This is a genomic window from Chitinophaga polysaccharea (assembly GCF_007829335.1).
Taxonomy (GTDB): Bacteria; Bacteroidota; Bacteroidia; order Chitinophagales; family Chitinophagaceae; genus Chitinophaga; species Chitinophaga polysaccharea_B.
In genome coordinates, this window is record NZ_VIWO01000013.1 from 21471 (window position 1) to 39917 (window position 18447).

General features: G+C 47.8%; 18 protein-coding genes. 8 read left to right on the plus strand and 10 right to left on the minus strand.

Features of this window, described 5'->3' with window-relative positions:
- Positions 1–3: 3 nt before the first annotated feature.
- The 4 genes from FHW36_RS28275 to FHW36_RS28290 all read right to left on the minus strand — a co-directional run bounded on the left by FHW36_RS28275 (position 4) and on the right by FHW36_RS28290 (position 2539).
- Positions 4–642 carry an RNA polymerase sigma factor gene (locus FHW36_RS28275; protein WP_145674498.1) on the minus strand — a complete coding sequence of 213 codons (639 nt, stop codon included), beginning with the start codon at positions 640–642 and terminating at the stop codon, positions 4–6.
- Positions 643–922: 280 nt separating this feature from the next.
- The gene (locus FHW36_RS28280) at positions 923–1210 is read right to left on the minus strand and encodes a DUF1330 domain-containing protein (protein ID WP_145674500.1); all 288 of its coding nucleotides are present in this window, start codon (positions 1208–1210) and stop codon (positions 923–925) included.
- Positions 1211–1227: 17 nt separating this feature from the next.
- The gene (locus tag FHW36_RS28285) at positions 1228–1635 is read right to left on the minus strand and encodes a DinB family protein (protein WP_145674706.1); all 408 of its coding nucleotides are present in this window, start codon (positions 1633–1635) and stop codon (positions 1228–1230) included.
- A gap of 67 nt (positions 1636–1702) precedes the next feature.
- The gene (locus FHW36_RS28290; RefSeq protein WP_145674502.1) at positions 1703–2539 is read right to left on the minus strand and encodes a helix-turn-helix transcriptional regulator; all 837 of its coding nucleotides are present in this window, start codon (positions 2537–2539) and stop codon (positions 1703–1705) included.
- Positions 2540–2711: 172 nt separating this feature from the next.
- Here FHW36_RS28290 and FHW36_RS28295 point away from each other — a divergent pair, with 172 nt between their 5' ends.
- Positions 2712–5054, plus strand: a complete 2343-nt coding sequence (locus FHW36_RS28295; RefSeq protein ID WP_145674504.1) for a TonB-dependent receptor — start codon at positions 2712–2714, stop codon at positions 5052–5054.
- A gap of 68 nt (positions 5055–5122) precedes the next feature.
- Here FHW36_RS28295 and FHW36_RS28300 read toward each other — a convergent pair whose 3' ends face one another.
- Positions 5123–6649 (minus strand): serine hydrolase domain-containing protein, encoded by a 1527-nt coding sequence (locus FHW36_RS28300; RefSeq protein WP_145674506.1) that lies wholly within the window; start codon positions 6647–6649, stop codon positions 5123–5125.
- Positions 6650–6800: 151 nt separating this feature from the next.
- On the opposite strand from FHW36_RS28300, the gene FHW36_RS28305 reads away from it, so the two are divergent.
- The 6 genes from FHW36_RS28305 to FHW36_RS28330 all read left to right on the plus strand — a co-directional run bounded on the left by FHW36_RS28305 (position 6801) and on the right by FHW36_RS28330 (position 12357).
- Complete coding sequence (locus FHW36_RS28305) at positions 6801–7598, plus strand: helix-turn-helix domain-containing protein (RefSeq protein WP_145674508.1); 798 nt, start codon at positions 6801–6803, stop codon at positions 7596–7598.
- A 50-nt stretch (positions 7599–7648) separates the two neighbouring features.
- On the plus strand, positions 7649–9622 hold the full coding sequence (locus FHW36_RS28310; protein WP_145674510.1) for a M1 family aminopeptidase: 1974 nt from the start codon (positions 7649–7651) through the stop codon (positions 9620–9622).
- Between the two features lie 134 nt (positions 9623–9756).
- Positions 9757–10221: a carboxymuconolactone decarboxylase family protein gene (locus FHW36_RS28315; protein ID WP_145674512.1), complete on the plus strand. Its 465-nt coding sequence runs from the start codon at positions 9757–9759 to the stop codon at positions 10219–10221.
- Positions 10222–10266: 45 nt separating this feature from the next.
- Complete coding sequence (locus tag FHW36_RS28320; protein WP_145674514.1) at positions 10267–10605, plus strand: YciI family protein; 339 nt, start codon at positions 10267–10269, stop codon at positions 10603–10605.
- 59 nt (positions 10606–10664) lie between these two features.
- Positions 10665–11900, plus strand: coding sequence for an RNA polymerase sigma factor (locus tag FHW36_RS28325; RefSeq protein ID WP_145674516.1), 1236 nt, complete (start codon positions 10665–10667; stop codon positions 11898–11900).
- A gap of 61 nt (positions 11901–11961) precedes the next feature.
- Complete coding sequence (locus tag FHW36_RS28330; protein ID WP_145674518.1) at positions 11962–12357, plus strand: DoxX family protein; 396 nt, start codon at positions 11962–11964, stop codon at positions 12355–12357.
- 59 nt (positions 12358–12416) lie between these two features.
- Here FHW36_RS28330 and FHW36_RS28335 read toward each other — a convergent pair whose 3' ends face one another.
- From FHW36_RS28335 to FHW36_RS28345, 3 genes are all read right to left on the minus strand, one after another.
- Complete coding sequence (locus tag FHW36_RS28335; RefSeq protein ID WP_145674519.1) at positions 12417–13595, minus strand: hypothetical protein; 1179 nt, start codon at positions 13593–13595, stop codon at positions 12417–12419.
- Between the two features lie 2 nt (positions 13596–13597).
- Complete coding sequence (locus tag FHW36_RS28340) at positions 13598–13996, minus strand: hypothetical protein (RefSeq protein WP_145674521.1); 399 nt, start codon at positions 13994–13996, stop codon at positions 13598–13600.
- Positions 13997–14230: 234 nt separating this feature from the next.
- Positions 14231–14617: a DoxX family protein gene (locus tag FHW36_RS28345; RefSeq protein ID WP_186452650.1), complete on the minus strand. Its 387-nt coding sequence runs from the start codon at positions 14615–14617 to the stop codon at positions 14231–14233.
- Between the two features lie 158 nt (positions 14618–14775).
- Between FHW36_RS28345 and FHW36_RS28350 the strand changes: the two genes are divergently transcribed.
- Positions 14776–16683, plus strand: coding sequence for an AAA domain-containing protein (locus FHW36_RS28350; RefSeq protein ID WP_145674525.1), 1908 nt, complete (start codon positions 14776–14778; stop codon positions 16681–16683).
- An 11-nt stretch (positions 16684–16694) separates the two neighbouring features.
- Here the strand turns inward: FHW36_RS28350 and FHW36_RS28355 are convergent, their stop codons facing one another.
- On the minus strand, positions 16695–17342 hold the full coding sequence (locus FHW36_RS28355; protein WP_145674526.1) for an NADPH-dependent F420 reductase: 648 nt from the start codon (positions 17340–17342) through the stop codon (positions 16695–16697).
- Between the two features lie 139 nt (positions 17343–17481).
- Positions 17482–18399: an alpha/beta fold hydrolase gene (locus tag FHW36_RS28360; protein ID WP_145674528.1), complete on the minus strand. Its 918-nt coding sequence runs from the start codon at positions 18397–18399 to the stop codon at positions 17482–17484.
- Between the last annotated feature and the right edge of the window lie 48 nt (positions 18400–18447).

The window sequence follows — 18447 nt, forward strand, 5'->3', positions numbered from 1 at the left end:
ATTTTAACAAAAAAATAAAACTCCCATCTCCAGGAGGATGAGCGGAAGGATAACTCCATGTTCTATAAGGAATTCCCGGATGGATTTCAGGGAGCGGACCAGGGAATTTTTAATTGTTTGGGGAGATAAGTCTAATTGACTGGCTATTTCGGTAATCTTCAGCCCTCCTTCCCTGCTTAGCGTATAAATTTTCTTCGCCTGGGGCGGGAGTTGTTGGATGGCCTGCTTTACCAGCATCGCAGTTTCTGAGAAAGATAGATTTTCTTCCGTAAAATTGGAAACAAGCGGGTTTTCAAGACCCAGGATATGTACGGCCTTATTTCTGGTCCCTTGCCGCTGCAGCCAGGTATAACAACGAAAATAGACCATCTTAAAGATCCAGTTATGGGGCATGGCTACCTCGTTCAATTTTTCCCTTCCTAACCAGATGCCCAGGAATATCTCCTGGATAATATCTTTCTCTGGTCCTTCTACCCGGATAATCTGGGTGATTACGGGCTTTATTTTTGGAACATACAAATGAAACAGCGACGCAAACGCAGCTTCATCGCCCATTGCGATCTGGCGGAAAAGTGCAAGTTCATGTCCTGAATTATTATCCATCCTCTTTAAAAACCCCAGTTCAACGGCATTCAGATTCATTTCTGATGCCGGGCAATTTTAGAAATAACAAGTTGAATTACCAGGTATAATGGTAAAAACCAGTCAATACCATTGGATACAAAATGTAAAATACAGAAAATATACTTCCCGAAAACCTGGTTTCCATTATTTACGACCGGCAGACATAAGCTATTTTCGCCATGGGGCTATATTTATACCAAAAAGGTTATTTATTTCCGCACAAATAGATATTATTTTAACATTTATAAACAACTTTATTTAAAGCAATAAGAGCAATGGAATGTCCATTGCTCTTACTTTATAGTCCATGTACCAGGATCATGCTTCCACTACTACAGGAATTCCACCTGATAGCTTTCAGGGGCTGGTATTCCGGATCGCTGTAACATTGCAGCGCTGCTGCTTCCGACGGAAATCTGATAATGGCATTCATCGTTCTGGGGCTACCTTCCACCCCAATAGCCTGCAGATCGGCCGCCAATATTTCAGCACCATATTTCTTCAACAATTCCGCTACCGGCGGGCCATACCGGGCATACTCCTCCATGTTGGTAATATCATAACTATTTACATAGTACACTGGCATAAAACAGCTATTATAGGTTAATAAATATATTCCGGAGGCACAATACCTCTGCAACGCAGGTAGGTAGTAGCCTGTCCGCGATGATGCGTAATATGATCGATAGTAGCATAAAATCCTGCTATCGCTTTATCAGTAGTGGCATGCTTTTCCACGCTTTCTTTCAATGCAGCAAAAGCGCCCTCTAAATAACTCATCGTTGCCTCCTTACCGGAAGCAGGGGCCGGCGGGTTCCAGTCGGACGATTGTTGCCGCATAAAATTTTCTTCCCACCAACCGATGCCATAACCGATATGATGTAACAACTCTCCGAAGGAGAATACTTCGGCTGCAGGTTTAAAATCGTAGTTCTTTGCCGGCATCGCCGCTGCCACACCCAGGGTATAATTCCTGGCATTTTCCAGGGTGGTTAATAATTGCGTTTTCATAATTATTGATTTGATACCACAAAATTAACCGGCGGCTATCCCATCTATTTAAGGAAAATTGCGCTTTTTAACAGCGGGTAGCTAATGGTGATTTTCCAAATTGTTTTTTATAGGCCGCTGAAAAATGTTCGAGGCTGTTGAAGCCGGAGGAGAAAGCGATGTCTGTGACCGGCAGATTGGTATGGCGCAATTGCAGGTGTGCCTGTTGCAACCGCACCTGCAATAAATAATGATAAGGTGTGGTGGTGGTAACCTGCCTGAATAACCGGTTAAAATGAAAAGGGCTCAAGTGTCCCAATGCCGCTAGTTGCGGCAAGGTAATGACGTCGGTGTGGTTTTCGTGGATAAACGCCTTTACGGTTTCTATCACCGGCAAATAATTTCTTTTTTGTTTATCACTCAATACCGGCCATTTCAAATCATTCCCCGCCGATAATACCCGTAAAAAGAGTGTTGTCATCAGCTGTTCTACCCATAGTTGCGGATAATGTGGCTTTCCAAGCAGGTGGAAAATATGCTGATGCAGCAGTTCCATTTCAGGCGTAGCTTTTACCAGCACCGACTGTATATCCGGGTTGTGAAAAAACCAGTCAAACCCGGCGGCCTGTTCCTGTAACAGCGCCGCGCTTTCTGCCGGAAAAGAAAAAATAGTGCATTCGTCCGGAATATCATGTATATGCGCCACCTGGTGCTCATAACCAGGTTTACACAGGAGAAATAAACCGCTATAAGCATCCAGGTCGTTTCTAAACACTTTAAACCGGAAGTTGCCTTTGCGGATATAAGCAATAGAAAATGTTTCCTGGTATTCTTTACCCGACACTTTACACTGCCGGCACTGGCACAGGAAATTATGTACAGTGCCAATAGCTGACTGGTAAAGTGTTTGAATATCTGCCTCCATGTTTTTTAATTTGATGATACAAACGTAAGCCGGCTTTGCGACAGCCCTATGTCAGGAGGAAAAGTAAACTCATAAGTTAAATAAATTTTCCCATTTCTATAAATCAAATTCCCGATACGATCGCCGCTGTGTTCTCCCTCTCTTAACTTTGCAAAAAATTTCAGCGGAACACATGTCAACTTCAACCAACCTATTCGTAGCTATTTTATTTTCCTGTCTTTTTTCTTTAGTAGCCTCTGCCCAGCAAACCGTTATTAATGGCGTAGTGCGTTCAGGGCGCGCCCCCCTCCGGTACGCCATGGTGCAGATTAAGGGTACCGCTACCGCGGCTTATACAGACAAGGATGGAAAATACAATATCGAAACCAGTCAATCCGGCGCGATAGTGTTAACGGCTTCCTTAATGGGATATGATACCCAGTCCAAAACGCTGCAGGCCGGAGGGGAGCAAACGGTCGACTGGCTGCTGGCACCTGCTTCCCGGGAGCTGGGAGAAGTAGTAGTATCTGCCAGCCGTAAACCAGAAATGCTTGACAATATCCCGTCGTCTGTAACGGTGCTGTCCCGTAAAACCTTGGAAGACAACATGGCGGTTACCACCGATATTACCCAGATACTGGCCAATGAAGTCCCCGGGCTGGCGCCTTCTGCCCAAACCAACAGTAATGTGGGGCAGTCGCTGCGCGGAAGATCCGTACTCATTATGATTGATGGTATCCCGCAATCCACTCCCCTGCGCAATGGAGAAGTAGATTTGCGCTCTATTGACCCGGCTGTGCTGGAGCGCATCGACGTGATCAAAGGCGCTACCGCTATCTATGGTAACGGCGCTGCCGGTGGTTTAATCAACTATATTACCCTGACTCCCAAAGAAGATAAAGCCATCGGGGGCAGAACGAGTGTAAACCTTACCGGATCGCTCGCTGGCCTCAAAAACAGTGTGGGTGGACGTATAGGGCAGTTGTTGCACGGAAAGTCCGGTAAATTTGATTACGTGGTAAACGGCGTGTATGAACGTACCGGTGAATGGAAAGATGCCAAAGGACAACTGGTAGGCCCTAACTACAGCCTGGGAGAAACCGATAGCTACAATGCCTTTGTGAAGCTGGGATATACGCCCAATCGCCGCCACCATATTCAGCTCATGTATAACCTGTATAGCAGCCTGCAAAACTCCAAGTATACCCTGGTAAATGGCGATTATCTCACCGGCAAACCGGCTACCGGCGTATTGGGTAAACAGGCCGGCAGTCCTACCGGTATCAACGGCAACCATAATCTCCAGCTTTCCTGGCATGCCGACAGCCTTATTGGCGGCACCAGCCTGCAAACCGATGCTTACTACGAATCGCGCGATGATATCTTTTACGTATCCCTGGGGCGCTTTGAAGGCGGCGATGGACAATCGCATACTTTATCAAAGAAAAAGGGATTCCGCTTCCTGTTCAATTCACCTGTAGGTAACAAAGGCAGTTTGTCTTATGGTACCGACCTGGTAAACGACATTACCTCCCAGCCACTGGTAGATGGGCGGGTATGGGTACCGGAGATGAATATGTTCAACATCGCTCCTTTCACAGAAACGCAGTGGACTTTGATGGATGACCTTATCGTGAAAGGCGGTATCCGGATCGAGAACGTGAAAATAGGTGTGAACGATTATACGACGTTACGTATTACTAACGCCAGCGGTGCTACGATAACGCCCAGCTTTGCCGTAAAAGGCGGAGATCTTAACTATACCGCTACCCTGTTCAACGTAGGCGTTCGTTATAACCGCCTTCCTCTCTTCTCCCCCTATATCAGCTTCTCCCAGGGCTTTTCCGTATCTGACGTAGGCCTGGCACTCCGCGACGCCAAAGTGAATGACTTAAAGAAAATCAATACCGAAGCTGTACAGGTCAATAACTATGAACTGGGATTTGTGAGTAAAATGCAGCAATTACGTTTTGAACTTACCGGCTTTATCAGCACCTCCAGGCTGGGCGCTGAAATGGTATACGATACCAAAACCGATCTATTCGTGGTAAGCAGGACACCGGAACGTATATACGGTTTTGAAGCAGCGGTACAATACCGCCCGCTCAGTAAACTGGACCTGAATGCCACTTTCAGCTATGCAGAGGGCAAAGCCGATACCGGGCGCGCCAGTCACTACGATGTATACCTCAACAACCGCCGTATTGCTGCGCCTAAAATAGGCGGCAGCATCAGCTATCGTCCGCTGAATACGCTGGAAGTACAGCTGCATTATACGGGTATTATGAAACGGGACCGCTTTGAAAAATTGCCCAGCGGACTGTACAAAGGCTATGAAGGTATCGTAAAGCCCTATCATCTCTTTAACCTGAATGCCAGTTACCGCGTTTCGCGCAGCACCTTGCTGACACTGGGTGTTGAAAACCTCTTCAATGCCGATTACTTCCCTGCAAGATCGCAGTGGTTTATGATTCCAGGGTTTTATGCGAAGGGCAAAGGCGCGGCATTTAATATAGGCATCTCCGTGAGTTACTAACCATTTATATATCACCCCTATGTACAACAGGCAGCTGGAAAATAACCGGCTGCCTGTTTTTATAATGATTAAAGTAGACCCAATTTCTTCATCGCCTTTAACCCATCCGGGCTGGTAGGGTTCAATTCAAGGGATTTCCTGTACATCCTGATAGCATCCTCGCGGTAGCCCGCTTCCAGCAATGCTTCCCCATAGCTGTCGTATACATTGAAGTTACCTGGATCCAGAAAAGTGTTCAGTTTAAATGTTTCCAGCGACCATTGCTGGTGCTTTTGGGCAGCAGACTGGTACAGGAAATCATATCCCAGCATATTCATCTCCCAGGTACTAAAATAATAATGGGAAGTATCTGCTTTGTAAAGATGCAGCATACAAGCTGCATGGTTGGCGTCGAACGTGGTCAGTGCCAGGGCGTATGCCCGCACGACAGACATTTTAAAATACAGTGGCATAGGTGGCCGGTGATTCAATATATAAAAACAAGAGGTTACATTTTCCCCAAAGCGGCTGTTGCCATTAGTATAAGCTATTATAACCTGTTTGCGCTCCAGTTGATGATAGTAAAATGTGGCTAATCCAAATTTAAATCCGCCATGCCCCACGCCTTTTCCATAACCTGGCTGTATAAATATATCCCAACCCAAACCATACTGCCCAGTTCCTTCTCCCAGCATAGTATCCATATGCTCCGTGTATACTTTGCCATTATTGAGCTTTAATGGGGTAATAGCCTCTTCTATAGTAGACTGCTTCAACAGTTTTCCATTAAAGTAAGCGTTATCGAATTTTATCATATCGTCTACTGTAGTGACTACGTTGGATGGCCCTATGCTTGCCTGGTTATTATATTCACTATACCTGTAACGCATTACCTGCACCGCATCTGTATATACGGAGTCATAGAATGCAGGTTTTACCTGTTGTTTTACACGAAGGCTATCCTGGAAATTGCTACTGCCGTATACCGCTACATAAGTATCCGTCATACCGGCAGGTTTGAAAATATATTTTTTGAGATAGACAGGAAATGTGCTGCCGGTGATCCTTTCTAAGATCAGGGCCAGCAACGTGAAGTTGGTGTTACAATACCGGAATTGATCACCCGGCGTAAAATAAAGACCTTTGTTCCATTGCCGGAGCAGGGGTAGTACGGCAGCATTGGTAATCACCGAATCAGGATACTGTTTAACCGTTTCTTCATATAATTCCAGGTCAGGCAATCCGGAGGTATGCGTTAGCAAGTGGCGGATCGTTATACCGGGGAAGGGGAATGCCGGCAGGTAGCGGGCCACCGGGTCTTCCAATCTCAGTTGCTTTTTATCTTTTAACTGGAGGATAGCCGTAGCCGTAAATACTTTTGAAATGGAGGCCAGGTTAAAACGGGAGGCGATGGTATTACGTTGCTTGGTAGCATAGTTAGCGTATCCGCCGGAAAAAGCGTATACCTTATGCCCATTTTCTGCCAGGACAATATTTCCATCGTACAGATGGTGAACAGAAATACTGTCGAAATAAGCCTTCAGGGCTATATCCCGGTTTTGAGCCTGGATAGCCGCTGCCAGCAGGCATATTATTCCCGTAATGAGTAATCGCATAAATATGATTTTATAAGGATGATCAATATTATAGCGCTTACATCAAAATAACATTCACATGTGGTGAAAGCAGCAAATGCTGTGACGAAACCGGCTGTTTTTCCTGTATATTTGTTTTGCCGGTACTGCTATTTTTTCACCGGCCAGCCTTATGAGTATCCTTCTCTCTGCCGGACATTATTTTGGTAAGGAGCAGCAGTTTAATGAAACAGCGCTTTTCAAGCTGAATATCACCGCATATCAGCCCAATACGCACTTGCATGATCACTATCATGAAAATGCGTACCTCAGCCTGCTGATCAGTGGTGGATATGAGGAGGTGGCGGGTCGCCGGCAGCAAGCCATTCTACCCGGAGAAGTACTGTTCCGCCCTGCCGGCTATACACATGCCAACCGGTTCCACGCCATTCCCGGCAGATGCCTGAATATTGAATTTAAATATCCCGGGTTAAAGGAGCTGGCGCCATCACAACAATTACCCTCCAGGCTAACAGTGTACAAAACGGGCACCTTCCAGTATCTGTACCAGCTGTTATATTCTTTTCTGCAGGATCCTTCCAGCAGCATGCCTGAAGAATATGTCCTGGACTGGCTGTCGGATGTAAGTGCTGTTAAAATCCCTTCCCGCCTACCCTGGTTGTCGAAAGCAAAGGCTATCCTGGAAAACGAATTTGATACCCATCACACCATTCATTCACTCGCTTCCCGGGTTTATGTACATCCTATTTACCTGGCCCGCGCATTCAGGGAAAAAGAAGGCATGACGCCCGGCGAATATCAATTGGAAATGCGGGTAAAGAAAGCTATGTTCCTGTTGTTTACCACTGCGCTTCCCATTGCCGATATTGCCTTCGCCACCGGCTTTTCGGACGCCTCCCACCTGGTAAGGATATTCCGCCGGCATTATCGCAGTACGCCGTATCAATTCAGGAAACTCCTGAATAGTTAATCTGGTTCCATTTTTATTGGTGATCCGTCTTTTTCTTTGTACTAAAAAAGATGCGCCGACTTATCCTTTTGCTGTTCCTGTTATGTCCCCTGTGGTTATGTGCCCAGCGCCAGCTTAGTTACCAGTTGCAGGTACAGGCTAATCCGGAAAAGAAAGCTTTCCTGGTAACAGGCCACCTCCGGTTTGCTACCAGTACACCTGCTACTGATACCGTCACCATCGTGATGAGCCGGGGCCAGGGCCATCCCAGGTTGCAGCTGGAAGGCAGGAATGCCTCCATGGACACCAGCACCAACGAATCCGGCGATATTGTTTATCGTTGGCGGTTTAGCCGCCCGCTACCGGAAGGTACGGTCTTGCGCTTTAGCTATACCCTGGACAGGGGCGCTGCACCGGCTTTCCAGTTTTACATCGACAGCAGCTTCTGCATGGCCGGTGGATATGGCTCTGCATGGTACCCACAGGTGATGACACGCGCCGCCGATGGTACCGACAACGCTATACGGGGCAGCGGCACTATCCGGGTAACCGCGCCTGCCGGCTTTACGCCCGTGATGGCTGCCAGCAGGATGAGCTCCGCCGGTTCAACGGCCGTGGGACAAACGACCGAATTCCGGTACGATCAGCCCGATATCTTCTCACTATATATTGGCCACTATACCCGGCAGGAATACCAGGGCAAGTATCTCTTTTATACTTATAGTCTCAGTAAAAGTGTAAATGGCAGCCAGCTATCCCGGCAAGCCGCTATGGTACTGGATTATCTCACCACCCTGTTTGGTCCTTTAACGATACCTAATTTTTCCATCATTGAATTTCCCGATGCCGTATCGGAACGTACTGGTATTGGTGGCGCCAGTGTATTAGGTGGGGTGGTGATGCCCACTGGTGCACTGCATGAATTTAACTATGCCCTTTTTGGCCATGAAATAGGACATCAGTGGTGGGGTAACAAGATCCTGTCGAAGGGCAGTAGCGGCGCCGACATGTTGTCGGAAGGCATGGCGCAGTATGGCTCCCTGCAGGTAGTGAGCCATTTTGATAGTGCACATGCCATTTATTACCGGAAAACCGGGTACGCCGGTTACCTCCGCGATCAGAGCGGGCTGGGCTATCTTAAAAATGTGGCAGCGGGCAATGATGAACCTTTGTCGGCGCTCACCGGCGGCAATGGCCATACATTGGGAGATAGTAAGGGATTCCTGGCGCTGGAATTATTATCTAATGTAGTAGGGAAACCTGTTTTTCACAAAGCCATGCAAACCATCGGCAACAAATACAGTCGCGATGGCCTGAGCTGGGACCAGTTCCTCCAGGAAATAGCTACCGCCCATGGCAGCAGCTTACGATGGTTTTACCAGCAATGGTTCGAACGTACCGGGGCGCCGGCCTGGGAGCAGCAGTGGCAACAACAAGGTAATCATCTCCAGCTAACCATTACCCAAAAAGACAGCCTTTACCAGCTGCCGCTGGAAGTACTGGTTACTTATAAAGATGGGCATCAGTCTATGGAAAACATTAGCATCGTCGCCCGTAGTGAAACATTTCAGCTGCCGGTAAACAGCGCTGTAGCATCGGTGCAGGTAGATCCTTATTTTAAGGTATTGCACTGGGAGGATTCGCTGGCCCGGATAGCCTATGCCCAGGCGAAACCAGGGCGGGTGCTACGCCTGCGGATGGATGGTAAGGACGATGAAGCGATCAGCCTGGCACATTCTTATTTAAAAGAAGGTATTGCCCATGACACCGCGGGGGTGGAATTTTCGCTGTTGTATCAGCTGGGACGGATCACGAGCACACAGAATAAACCTGCAGAAGCCCTGGACTATTATCAACGCGCCCTGCAATGTGCATCGCGGGTACCGGAGTTACTGGCATATACTTATTTCCGCATAGCGCAGATTGCCGCTGGCCAGCACAATACCACGCTAATGCAATGGGCCGGCAGAAATGCCATTATTGCCGATGAAGCCAACCAAAAAATGGATGGTATGGCGGTAAAAGTAGCTTTATTGGAAAATTAAAGTGCTGTACTGTAGGGGATTTACAAGGAAAATAAAAAAAAATTGAGAATTTTTCCGGCAAGATGTCCAATTCGGATTTACCCGAGCATTATTGAAGTATAAACACAAACATTCAATAATTAAATAACGACATCATGGAACCTAGAATTAACTATCTGCAAAAAGGACAATCCGCACTGAAAGCATTATTTGGCTTAGGCATGTACCTGGGTAAATCCAGCATTGAACAACCTCTCCTCCACCTGATCTATTTCCGGATATCACAGGTAAACGGCTGCGCTTATTGCCTGGATATGCATTCCAAAGATTTACGTGCAATGGGCGAAACAGAGCAACGCCTGTATATGTTGCCGGCCTGGAAAGAATCACCCGTATATACCGCACGCGAACGCGCCGCTTTTGCCTGGGTAGAAGCCATCAACGCCAACGAGGCACCGGATGATGTATATGAAACCGCCCGCCAGGAATTTTCTGAAGAAGAGCTGATCGACTTAACCATCGCTGCCATCACTATCAGTGGCTATAACCGCATTAATATTGCTTTCCGTCCGGTAGCCGGCAATTATCAACCAGGCATGTTTACCGCAAAAGCCAACTAATAATTTAATCGTACATTCATTCACTATTTAAACTAATAATACGTCATGAAAGAGTTCATGTTAATATTCCGCCAACCCAGTTACGATTACAGTCAGGCTACTCCAGAAGAAATGCAGGCCATTGGAAAAAAATGGGCCGACTGGGTAGGCGGTATTGCCGCCCAGGGTAAACTGAGCGCCACCGGACGCCGGCTGGAAACCGATGGTAAGGTATTGAAAGCTGGTGGCGTAATCACCGATGGCCCCTTTGTTGAAATCAGGGAACGCCTGGGTAGCTTTATGATTGTAAAAGCCGATACCCTGGAAGAAGCTACTACACTGGCGCATGGCTGTCCTGCATTGGATGCCAATGGTAGCGTAGAAATCAGGGCTATCATGCAATAAAAGATTATATCTCTTCACAAAAATCCACTCTTTCCGGGGAGTGGTTTTTGTCATATTATATGGAAAAGGAAACCGCTTCACTCAAATATTTATTTCAACAGGAATTTGCCAAGATGGTAGCTGTTATCAGCCACCTGTATGGATTACAACATATAGAACTGGCGGAAGATATTGTCAGCGAAACTTTTTTACAGGCCACCGAAACCTGGGGTGTAAAAGGGATGCCGGCCAATCCCACTGCCTGGTTATATATGGTAGCCAAACAAAAAACGTTGTACCATTTCCGGAGAAATAAAATTTACGAACAGAAAGTGTTACCGGAAATTACCTATAGAAACGAAAAAAGTACCGAAGGCGATGCACTGGAGTTTTCGCCTCAGCAGATTAAAGACAGCCAGCTGCAAATGTTGTTTGCGGTGTGCAACCCCGCCATTGCCAGCGAAGCACAGATTGGGCTGGCATTGCGCATCCTTTGCGGTTTTGGTATTGAAGAAATTGCCGAAGCATTTCTTTCCAATAAAGAAACTATCAATAAACGGTTGTTCCGGGCCAAGGAAAAACTACGCACTGAAAAAATAAAAATGGAGCTGCCTCCAGAGCATGAAATTGTGAAGCGGCTGGACAACGTATTGCACATCATTTACCTCCTTTTCAGCGAAGGATATTACTCCCAGACGCAGAACCAGATTTTGCGGAAAGACCTGTGTGTGGAAGCATTACGGCTAGGACTTATGCTCACCGGATATGAGGCGACCAATTTGCCTGCCACCAACGCCCTGATTGCCCTCATGTGTTTCCATGCCTCCCGGTTCGGCGCCCGGCAGGCGCCCGATGATACTATGGTATTGTATGAAGCGCAGGACGAAGCCTTGTGGGACCAGGCACTCATTCACCAGGGAGAACATTTCCTGGGATTGTCGGCCCAGGGCCAGGAAATCAGCTCTTATCACCTGGAAGCGCGCATTGCCTACTGGCATTGTATCAAAGAAGACAGCCCTGAAAAATGGGAAGAAATCCTTCAACTCTATAACCAGTTATTACTTATCAATTATTCCCCCAGTGTAGCGCTCAACAGGACCTTCGCCCTGTATAAAGCCAATGGCCGGGAAGCGGCTTTAGTTGAAGCAGAGAAATTACAGCTGACAAATAATCATTTTTACTTCTTGTTGCTGGGCGAACTATATAAAGAGATAGATAATGCCAAAGCCTTATCCAGTCTGCAAAAAGCATACGACCTGGCTAAAACGGATGCAGAAAAACAAGGTATCCGGGAGAAAATAGATCAGCTTACCTAAAAAAATCTGTTTAACCTGTCCAATTCCGATGGTGTCAGTTCTTATTCCATAAACATCTGCTATGAAAGAACAAAAAAAACACCAGGCCCGTATCATTATTTACTGGATAGCTACTGCACTTGTTATTTTCCAGCTGGGATCCGGCGGGGTAGGCGATGTTCTCCGGCTACCTGCGGTCATAGCAGGGATGACGCACCTGGGATATCCTGTTTATTTCTCTATGATCCTGGGTATATGGAAAGTATTGGGAGCCATTGCGATTGCGATACCGGGGCAGCCACGATTAAAGGAATGGGCTTATGCAGGGGCAGTATTTGATTTGAGCGGGGCGGCGTTTTCCCACCTGGCGGTAGGCGATAGTGCTGTAAAGCTGATAGGCCCGTTGTTATTCCTGGCATTTGCCATAATATCCTGGGCGTTGCGGCCGGAGAGCAGGCGCTATGTGGCGTTGGCCTAAGCGGTGTACGCTACCTGCTGTGGTGTGTGCCCATGGCAGGTAGCGTATACCGGGGATACTCAGGGCAACGGTGGCAGCTGGCCCAGGTCCAGCTTTTCGTTACCAAATCCCAGGGTGATACCAAAGATGGCGAGAATGCGGGATTTATCCAATCCGAAGTCATTGCCAAAGGCGCCATTGATATAGATATTCTTTGCGATCCTGTAGTTGGCGTACCCCACCACCCGCTGCGATTTCAGGTGTTCATCCACTGCGTACTTGCGGTAAACGGCTTCCACGCCGAAACTCAAGGGATCAAATTCAAACGACAGGCGTCCGCCCAGGTCGAAGCTGTTGGAGCCCGTTACCATACCTTTCTCCAATGCATAAGCATCATACATATACCGGCCATAGGCGGCTATGCTGAGGTAATTGGTATTGGGTACCGCTGCATCAAAATTGAGCGGCGTATTGAGTGACAAAGTAGTCCAAACTCCTACCCTTCCTGTTTTCCAGGTAGTATCCGCAATGCCGTAGGTAGCATAGGCGCCGGCAATATCCCATTGAAAAAGCGGTTTTTCTGTCAGCTGGTTTTTCACCCGTGTCATCAGGGCAGTCAGCGCTTCATTTTTGCGGGCGGTATACTGCCGGAGAATGCGGGCGATCGTAGCTGTATCGCCGCTGGTAACCGCGGCATCATAGGCCGGATCGGAGCTCACGGCATCCAGTATGTCGGCTTGCTGCTTTTGTGTGAGGGTATCTACCAGGGCGTGCAGGCGGGTAGCGTAACTGCTGCGGTAAGCCCTTACCAGGGTGGAGTGAAAGCCAATAGAAAATACTTTTTGCGACAGCCCGGAAGTATCCGGGATCATATCTTTCCGGATAAAGGCCACCGAAATATTGGTGAATTGCAGGGCAGAAAAAGGTTGCATTTTCCAGGCGGCGGCAGGGTGACTGGTATCTCTTTTTACACCTATAAAGCGGAAGACATCCCGCTTTTTGGGGAGTGCCCACCAGTACGGTGTAAATTGGGCGGTATAATTCTGCGGCCATCCATCTCCCGCAAAACTCTGTAATACCGATACACCGAAAGCCTTAGGCGTAGCGGGAGACTCAATCAGGGTAGGCGATACATCTACCAGCTTAAAAGCGCTGGTTTGGGGTATGCTGAGTTTATCTGCGGTGGTTTCCTGTGCAAAAAGCTGCTGACTGGCCCCCATCGTCAACAGCCCTATTAGTAGGTGTTTATATAACGGCATGATTAGTCCAGTTTAATAGTCATCAAAATATAGATCGTGGTAAAATCGCCGTTGGCGTTAAGGGTCTGGTCCGGTGTAGTAAACTCTTTGCGTCCGTCTGTACCGCCATCCAGTGTATAGCGGGTGCCTATCTTCCCGAATTCAATCTTCCGGGTATCGATATCGTCCCAAAACAGTTCTATTTTGGTAACGATGTGTACAAAGCTACCCTGCAGGCTTTTGGCGCTGCCGACTGCCATGGTATTGATATCGCCGGAAGCGTCCGATACTGCATCCGGTATGGGCAATTTGGTGTTGTCTGGCGCAATGGAAAAACATCGTGTCCAGGCAAATCCATTGGTAGAGATATCAACAGCTAACTTAATTTGTTGAGTGCCGTTTCCGGCTGTGTAGTGATTCATAGGGCTGACAATTTTTGAATGAATATGGATGATGCGTGTCGAAAGGCTGGCAAAGGCGTATTGTTGGTAATGCGTTACGCATAGAGATTTTCATTTCGGCTCACAGGATCCCTACAAAAATAAAGCAAAAAGCGTAAAGCAAAAAGCCATTGAGGCAATGACCAATGCGATTTACATATTCGCAAAGATTATTCGCTTCAATGGCTTTTTGCTTTATGCTTTTTGCTTTCAGCTTTATGCTTTATTCAGGGGAAAAAGCATGCGCAGGGCAGGAATACGCAGGAACAGGCTCACCCAGATCAGGATGCCAAAAACAATAGGGAAATAATAAGGCGCGTTTAACCGGCTCATAACGGCTACGGCCCCACCGAGGTAACAACTTACAAATACAGCTCCCAATACGGCCGTACGGGGAATGGCATACAGGATAGTAGCCAGCAGCAGTACGATGCCAATGCCCTGTACCTGGGTTTCAGGCCAGCCCAGCTGTGCGCTGCCTTGTACAGAAGCAGCCGCTTTAACTATTTTCATCACTGCATCTACCAGCAGGAACAGTACGCAGAGGATGGTAATAACCCAGCCGGTAATATTGGCGCTTTTAGAAGGGTTCTTTGTGTTCATATACAATGTTTGAGTTTCCATACATTTAATTTTTTTGTTTGTTTTCTTGTGTGTGATTGACGATACAAACTTAGATCGATTCTCCAGGATTCCTGCTGGGGGAATCCGACATTCTTAATGGCCGATTGCGACAAAGCAGAACATCTTACCTTTGCGCCATGGATTATTTCAAAAAGCAGCTTGATTTGCTCAAAACGGAGCGGGAAGAAGACCGGAAATCTTATCAGCAAATGACCGAAAGCACGTCTGTAGCCGAACGCAGGGCAAATGGGCTAAGCTGGTATCCTATTGCCATCAGGGGGTCTGAAATGAGCCGGGGAGACTACCTCACCGTTGAAATAGAACGCACTACCCACCAGGATATTCCACATCAACTCCGTTTTGGCGCCTCTGCCGTGCTGTTTTCCAATCATAACCGCAAAGACGACCATTTAGACGGTACCATCTCCTACCAGAGCGGCAACCGGCTGAAAATCACCCTGCGCACCGATGAGCTGCCCGATTGGGCCAACGACGGCAAACTGGGTATAGACCTGCTGTTTGACGATAACAGCTACGATGAAATGCAGGCTGCCCTTAAACAGGCGGATGCCTTACCCGACAAGGACCCCAGCGCACGCCTGGTGAAAATCCTTACCGGGGAAATGGCGCCCGCTTTTCATACCGATCTGCCACCTTATACCAATCCCGCATTGAATGCCTCTCAACAGGCGGCGGTTCAAAAAATATTGACTGCCAATGACCTGGCGATCGTACATGGCCCTCCCGGCACCGGTAAAACCACTACGCTGGTACAGGCCATTAAGGCACTTATCCGCCAGGATGGCCGGCAGATACTGGTAGTAGCTCCCAGCAACACGGCCGTAGACCTGCTCAGCGAAAAGTTGTCGGAAGAAGGACTCAATGTATTACGGGTAGGCAACCCTGCCCGGGTATCTGAGCGACTCATGTCGCTCACGCTCGACAGCAAAGTATCGGAGCACCCCAGTGTAAAGGAAATTAAGCGTTTGAAAAAACAGGCCAACGAATTCAGGGACATGGCCCACAAATACAAGCGCAACTTCGGCAAGGCGGAAAGGGAACAACGCAAAGCCCTGTTCGACGAAGCCCGCAAAATTATGAAGGAAGTCGGTAATACCGAACAATATATCATCGACGACCTCATTACCAAAGCGCAGGTCATCACCGCTACCCTCGTAGGGGCTAACCACTATACTGTAAAAAATCAGCGCTATCATACTGTGGTGATCGACGAAGCGGGGCAAGCACTGGAACCGGCCTGCTGGATTCCCATCCTGAAAGGACAAAAGGTAGTACTGGCAGGCGACCATTGTCAGCTGTCGCCCACCATTAAGTCGGACGAAGCGGCGCGGAAAGGACTAAGTACCACCCTGCTGGAAAAGTGTACCGCGTTATACCCCGAAAGCGTTACCCTGCTGGAGGAACAATATCGCATGCATGAAACCATTATGGGATATTCTTCGCGTATTTTTTACGGAGATAAACTGAAAGCACATGCCTCCGTGGCCGGCCACCTGCTATTTTCGGAAGACAGTCCGCTGTCGTTTGTAGATACCGCCGGTTGCGGCTTTGATGAAAAGCTGGAAGGCACCAGTACCACCAACCCGGAAGAAGCCGTATTCCTGTTTAAACATCTCACCCAGCTGGTAGCCTCATTGGGCACGTATTACCAGCCGAAAGATTTTCCTACGGTGGCAGTTATTTCTCCCTACAAACAACAAATACAGTTACTGAAAGAACAGCTTCAGCACTCACCGACGCTGCTTCCTTATGCTGATAAAATATCCGTGAATACCATCGACAGCTTCCAGGGACAGGAGCGGGATATTGTATATATCAGTATGACCAGGAGTAATACGGAAAACAACATCGGCTTTTTGTCGGATACCCGCCGCATGAACGTTGCCATGACACGCGCCCGTAAGAAGCTGGTGGTAATAGGTGATAGCGGCACCCTGTCGGGGTTTGGATTTTATGCCAGCTTTATCAGCTATGCAGAAAGTAAAAACGCTTACCAGAGTGCCTGGGAGTTTATGGATATCTAGTGGGGTGGCGACTACGGCTTCAGCAATTTAAAGGCGTGGTTCCATCTATTCTGCAAAAAGCCTGGTATACACCACAGGATACATAACGGTTCTATGGCGCGGGCGGCTACCGCAGTGCCCATATCTTCTGTTTCCCAGCCAAAGGCCGTCAGTATATCCGTTACCGTTGTCCTGGCGGCGGCATTATTACCACAAATAAACATGGTAGGCTTTCCTCCCGGCAGCTGCGGTTTGTACATCAGCGCATTCCCTACGCTATTAAAAGCTTTCACCACGCTGGCTTCGGGAATAAGGCCCTGAATTTTTTCCATCAGGGAGCTGTTCTGCTCTGTAAAAAATTTCAGCACCCCGCTTTCAGGCGGTGCGGCTGCAATGGGGTTGGTGGTGTCGATCACCACTTTACCGGCGAAGTTGGACAGGCCGGCCTGTTGTACGGCCGATTCTGCCGCGCTGCCGGCTACACTGAGTACCAGCATTTCACCGAATTGGGCAGTAGCCTCGAAGGTGCCGGTTTGGCCTTTCGGATTTTTGCTCTTCCAGTTCTTCACTTCTTCTTTATCCGGGTTACGGGTACCCAGCATTACCTCATGTCCTTCAGTTAAAAATGCGGTGGCCAGCGTTTGTCCCACGTCGCCGGATCCGATAATACCTACTTTCATAGTTGCATTGTTTTTGAAACGTTTTTTACAATATATGTCGGTGTTAATACGGGGTATTTTGCGCAATGCCGGTCTACTGTGCTAATATCGGGATGATATAGCGCCAGAAGATACGAATTTAGTGCTGATAATTTTCCATTTATGGCCAGGCAGCCATTACGGCCCACAGTTGTTTATTAAATGCAGTGCGTTGCTCAAACATGGGAAAATGGCCGGATTGCTGGATCCAGTACAATTGTATGGCAGGGCGGATTACTTTCAGTTCATACGTATAAAACGCCAGTGCATCCTGGGCGCCGGCAATAATGTGTACCGGGCCTTTATAATGAAATAAATTTTTACTGAGATCGTAATGCACCCGGTTCAGATCGCTGATCATGAGCTGCTGCATTGTCCCATTGGGCTTTGCTGCATAGATCTTTGCCATAAAGCTATCGATCAGCGATTTGTTATAAATATAACCAAGCCGGATGGTTCGGTTATACAACACAGAATCTGCGGCTGTTCCCTTACCCGCTTCTATCTTTTTGCCCAGTGAATCCCATAATACCAAATCTGCAGTACCTAAATGGGAGCGCAGGTTATTGACATGCGTAGTGAGCAGGTCGGGCGAAAATTTGTAATAGCCGGGATTTACCAGTACCAGTGCGCGTACCTTATCGGGGTACTTCGCGGCAAAGCTCATGGCCAGCATAGCGCCCCAGGAATGACCGTAAAAAACGGCCTGTTTAAGATGAAGATGTTGTAACAACCGGTCCAGATCTTCCACCGCCGATTGCAGGGTAATAGTGGTACTATCAAATGGTACGGGAATCGATAAACCGGTGCCACGTTGTTCCGGTAAAATGGCGCGGTATTTTTTGCTGAGTTCTATGGCTACTTCTTCCTGCTGCAAGCAAGAGTTGCCGGGGCCACCAGACAAAACAATTACCGGCGCTCCGGCGCCATAGGTATGAAAGTAAAGATAACCATTCGGGTATTTGAGAGAGTCCAGTTGCTGTGCATGGCCTGTTACAATAAAGGCCAGCAGCATGGTTAACAACGCGGGTATTTTCATATAGATCAGGTTGAAACAATAAACTGGCTATTAAAGTACGGCTATTTC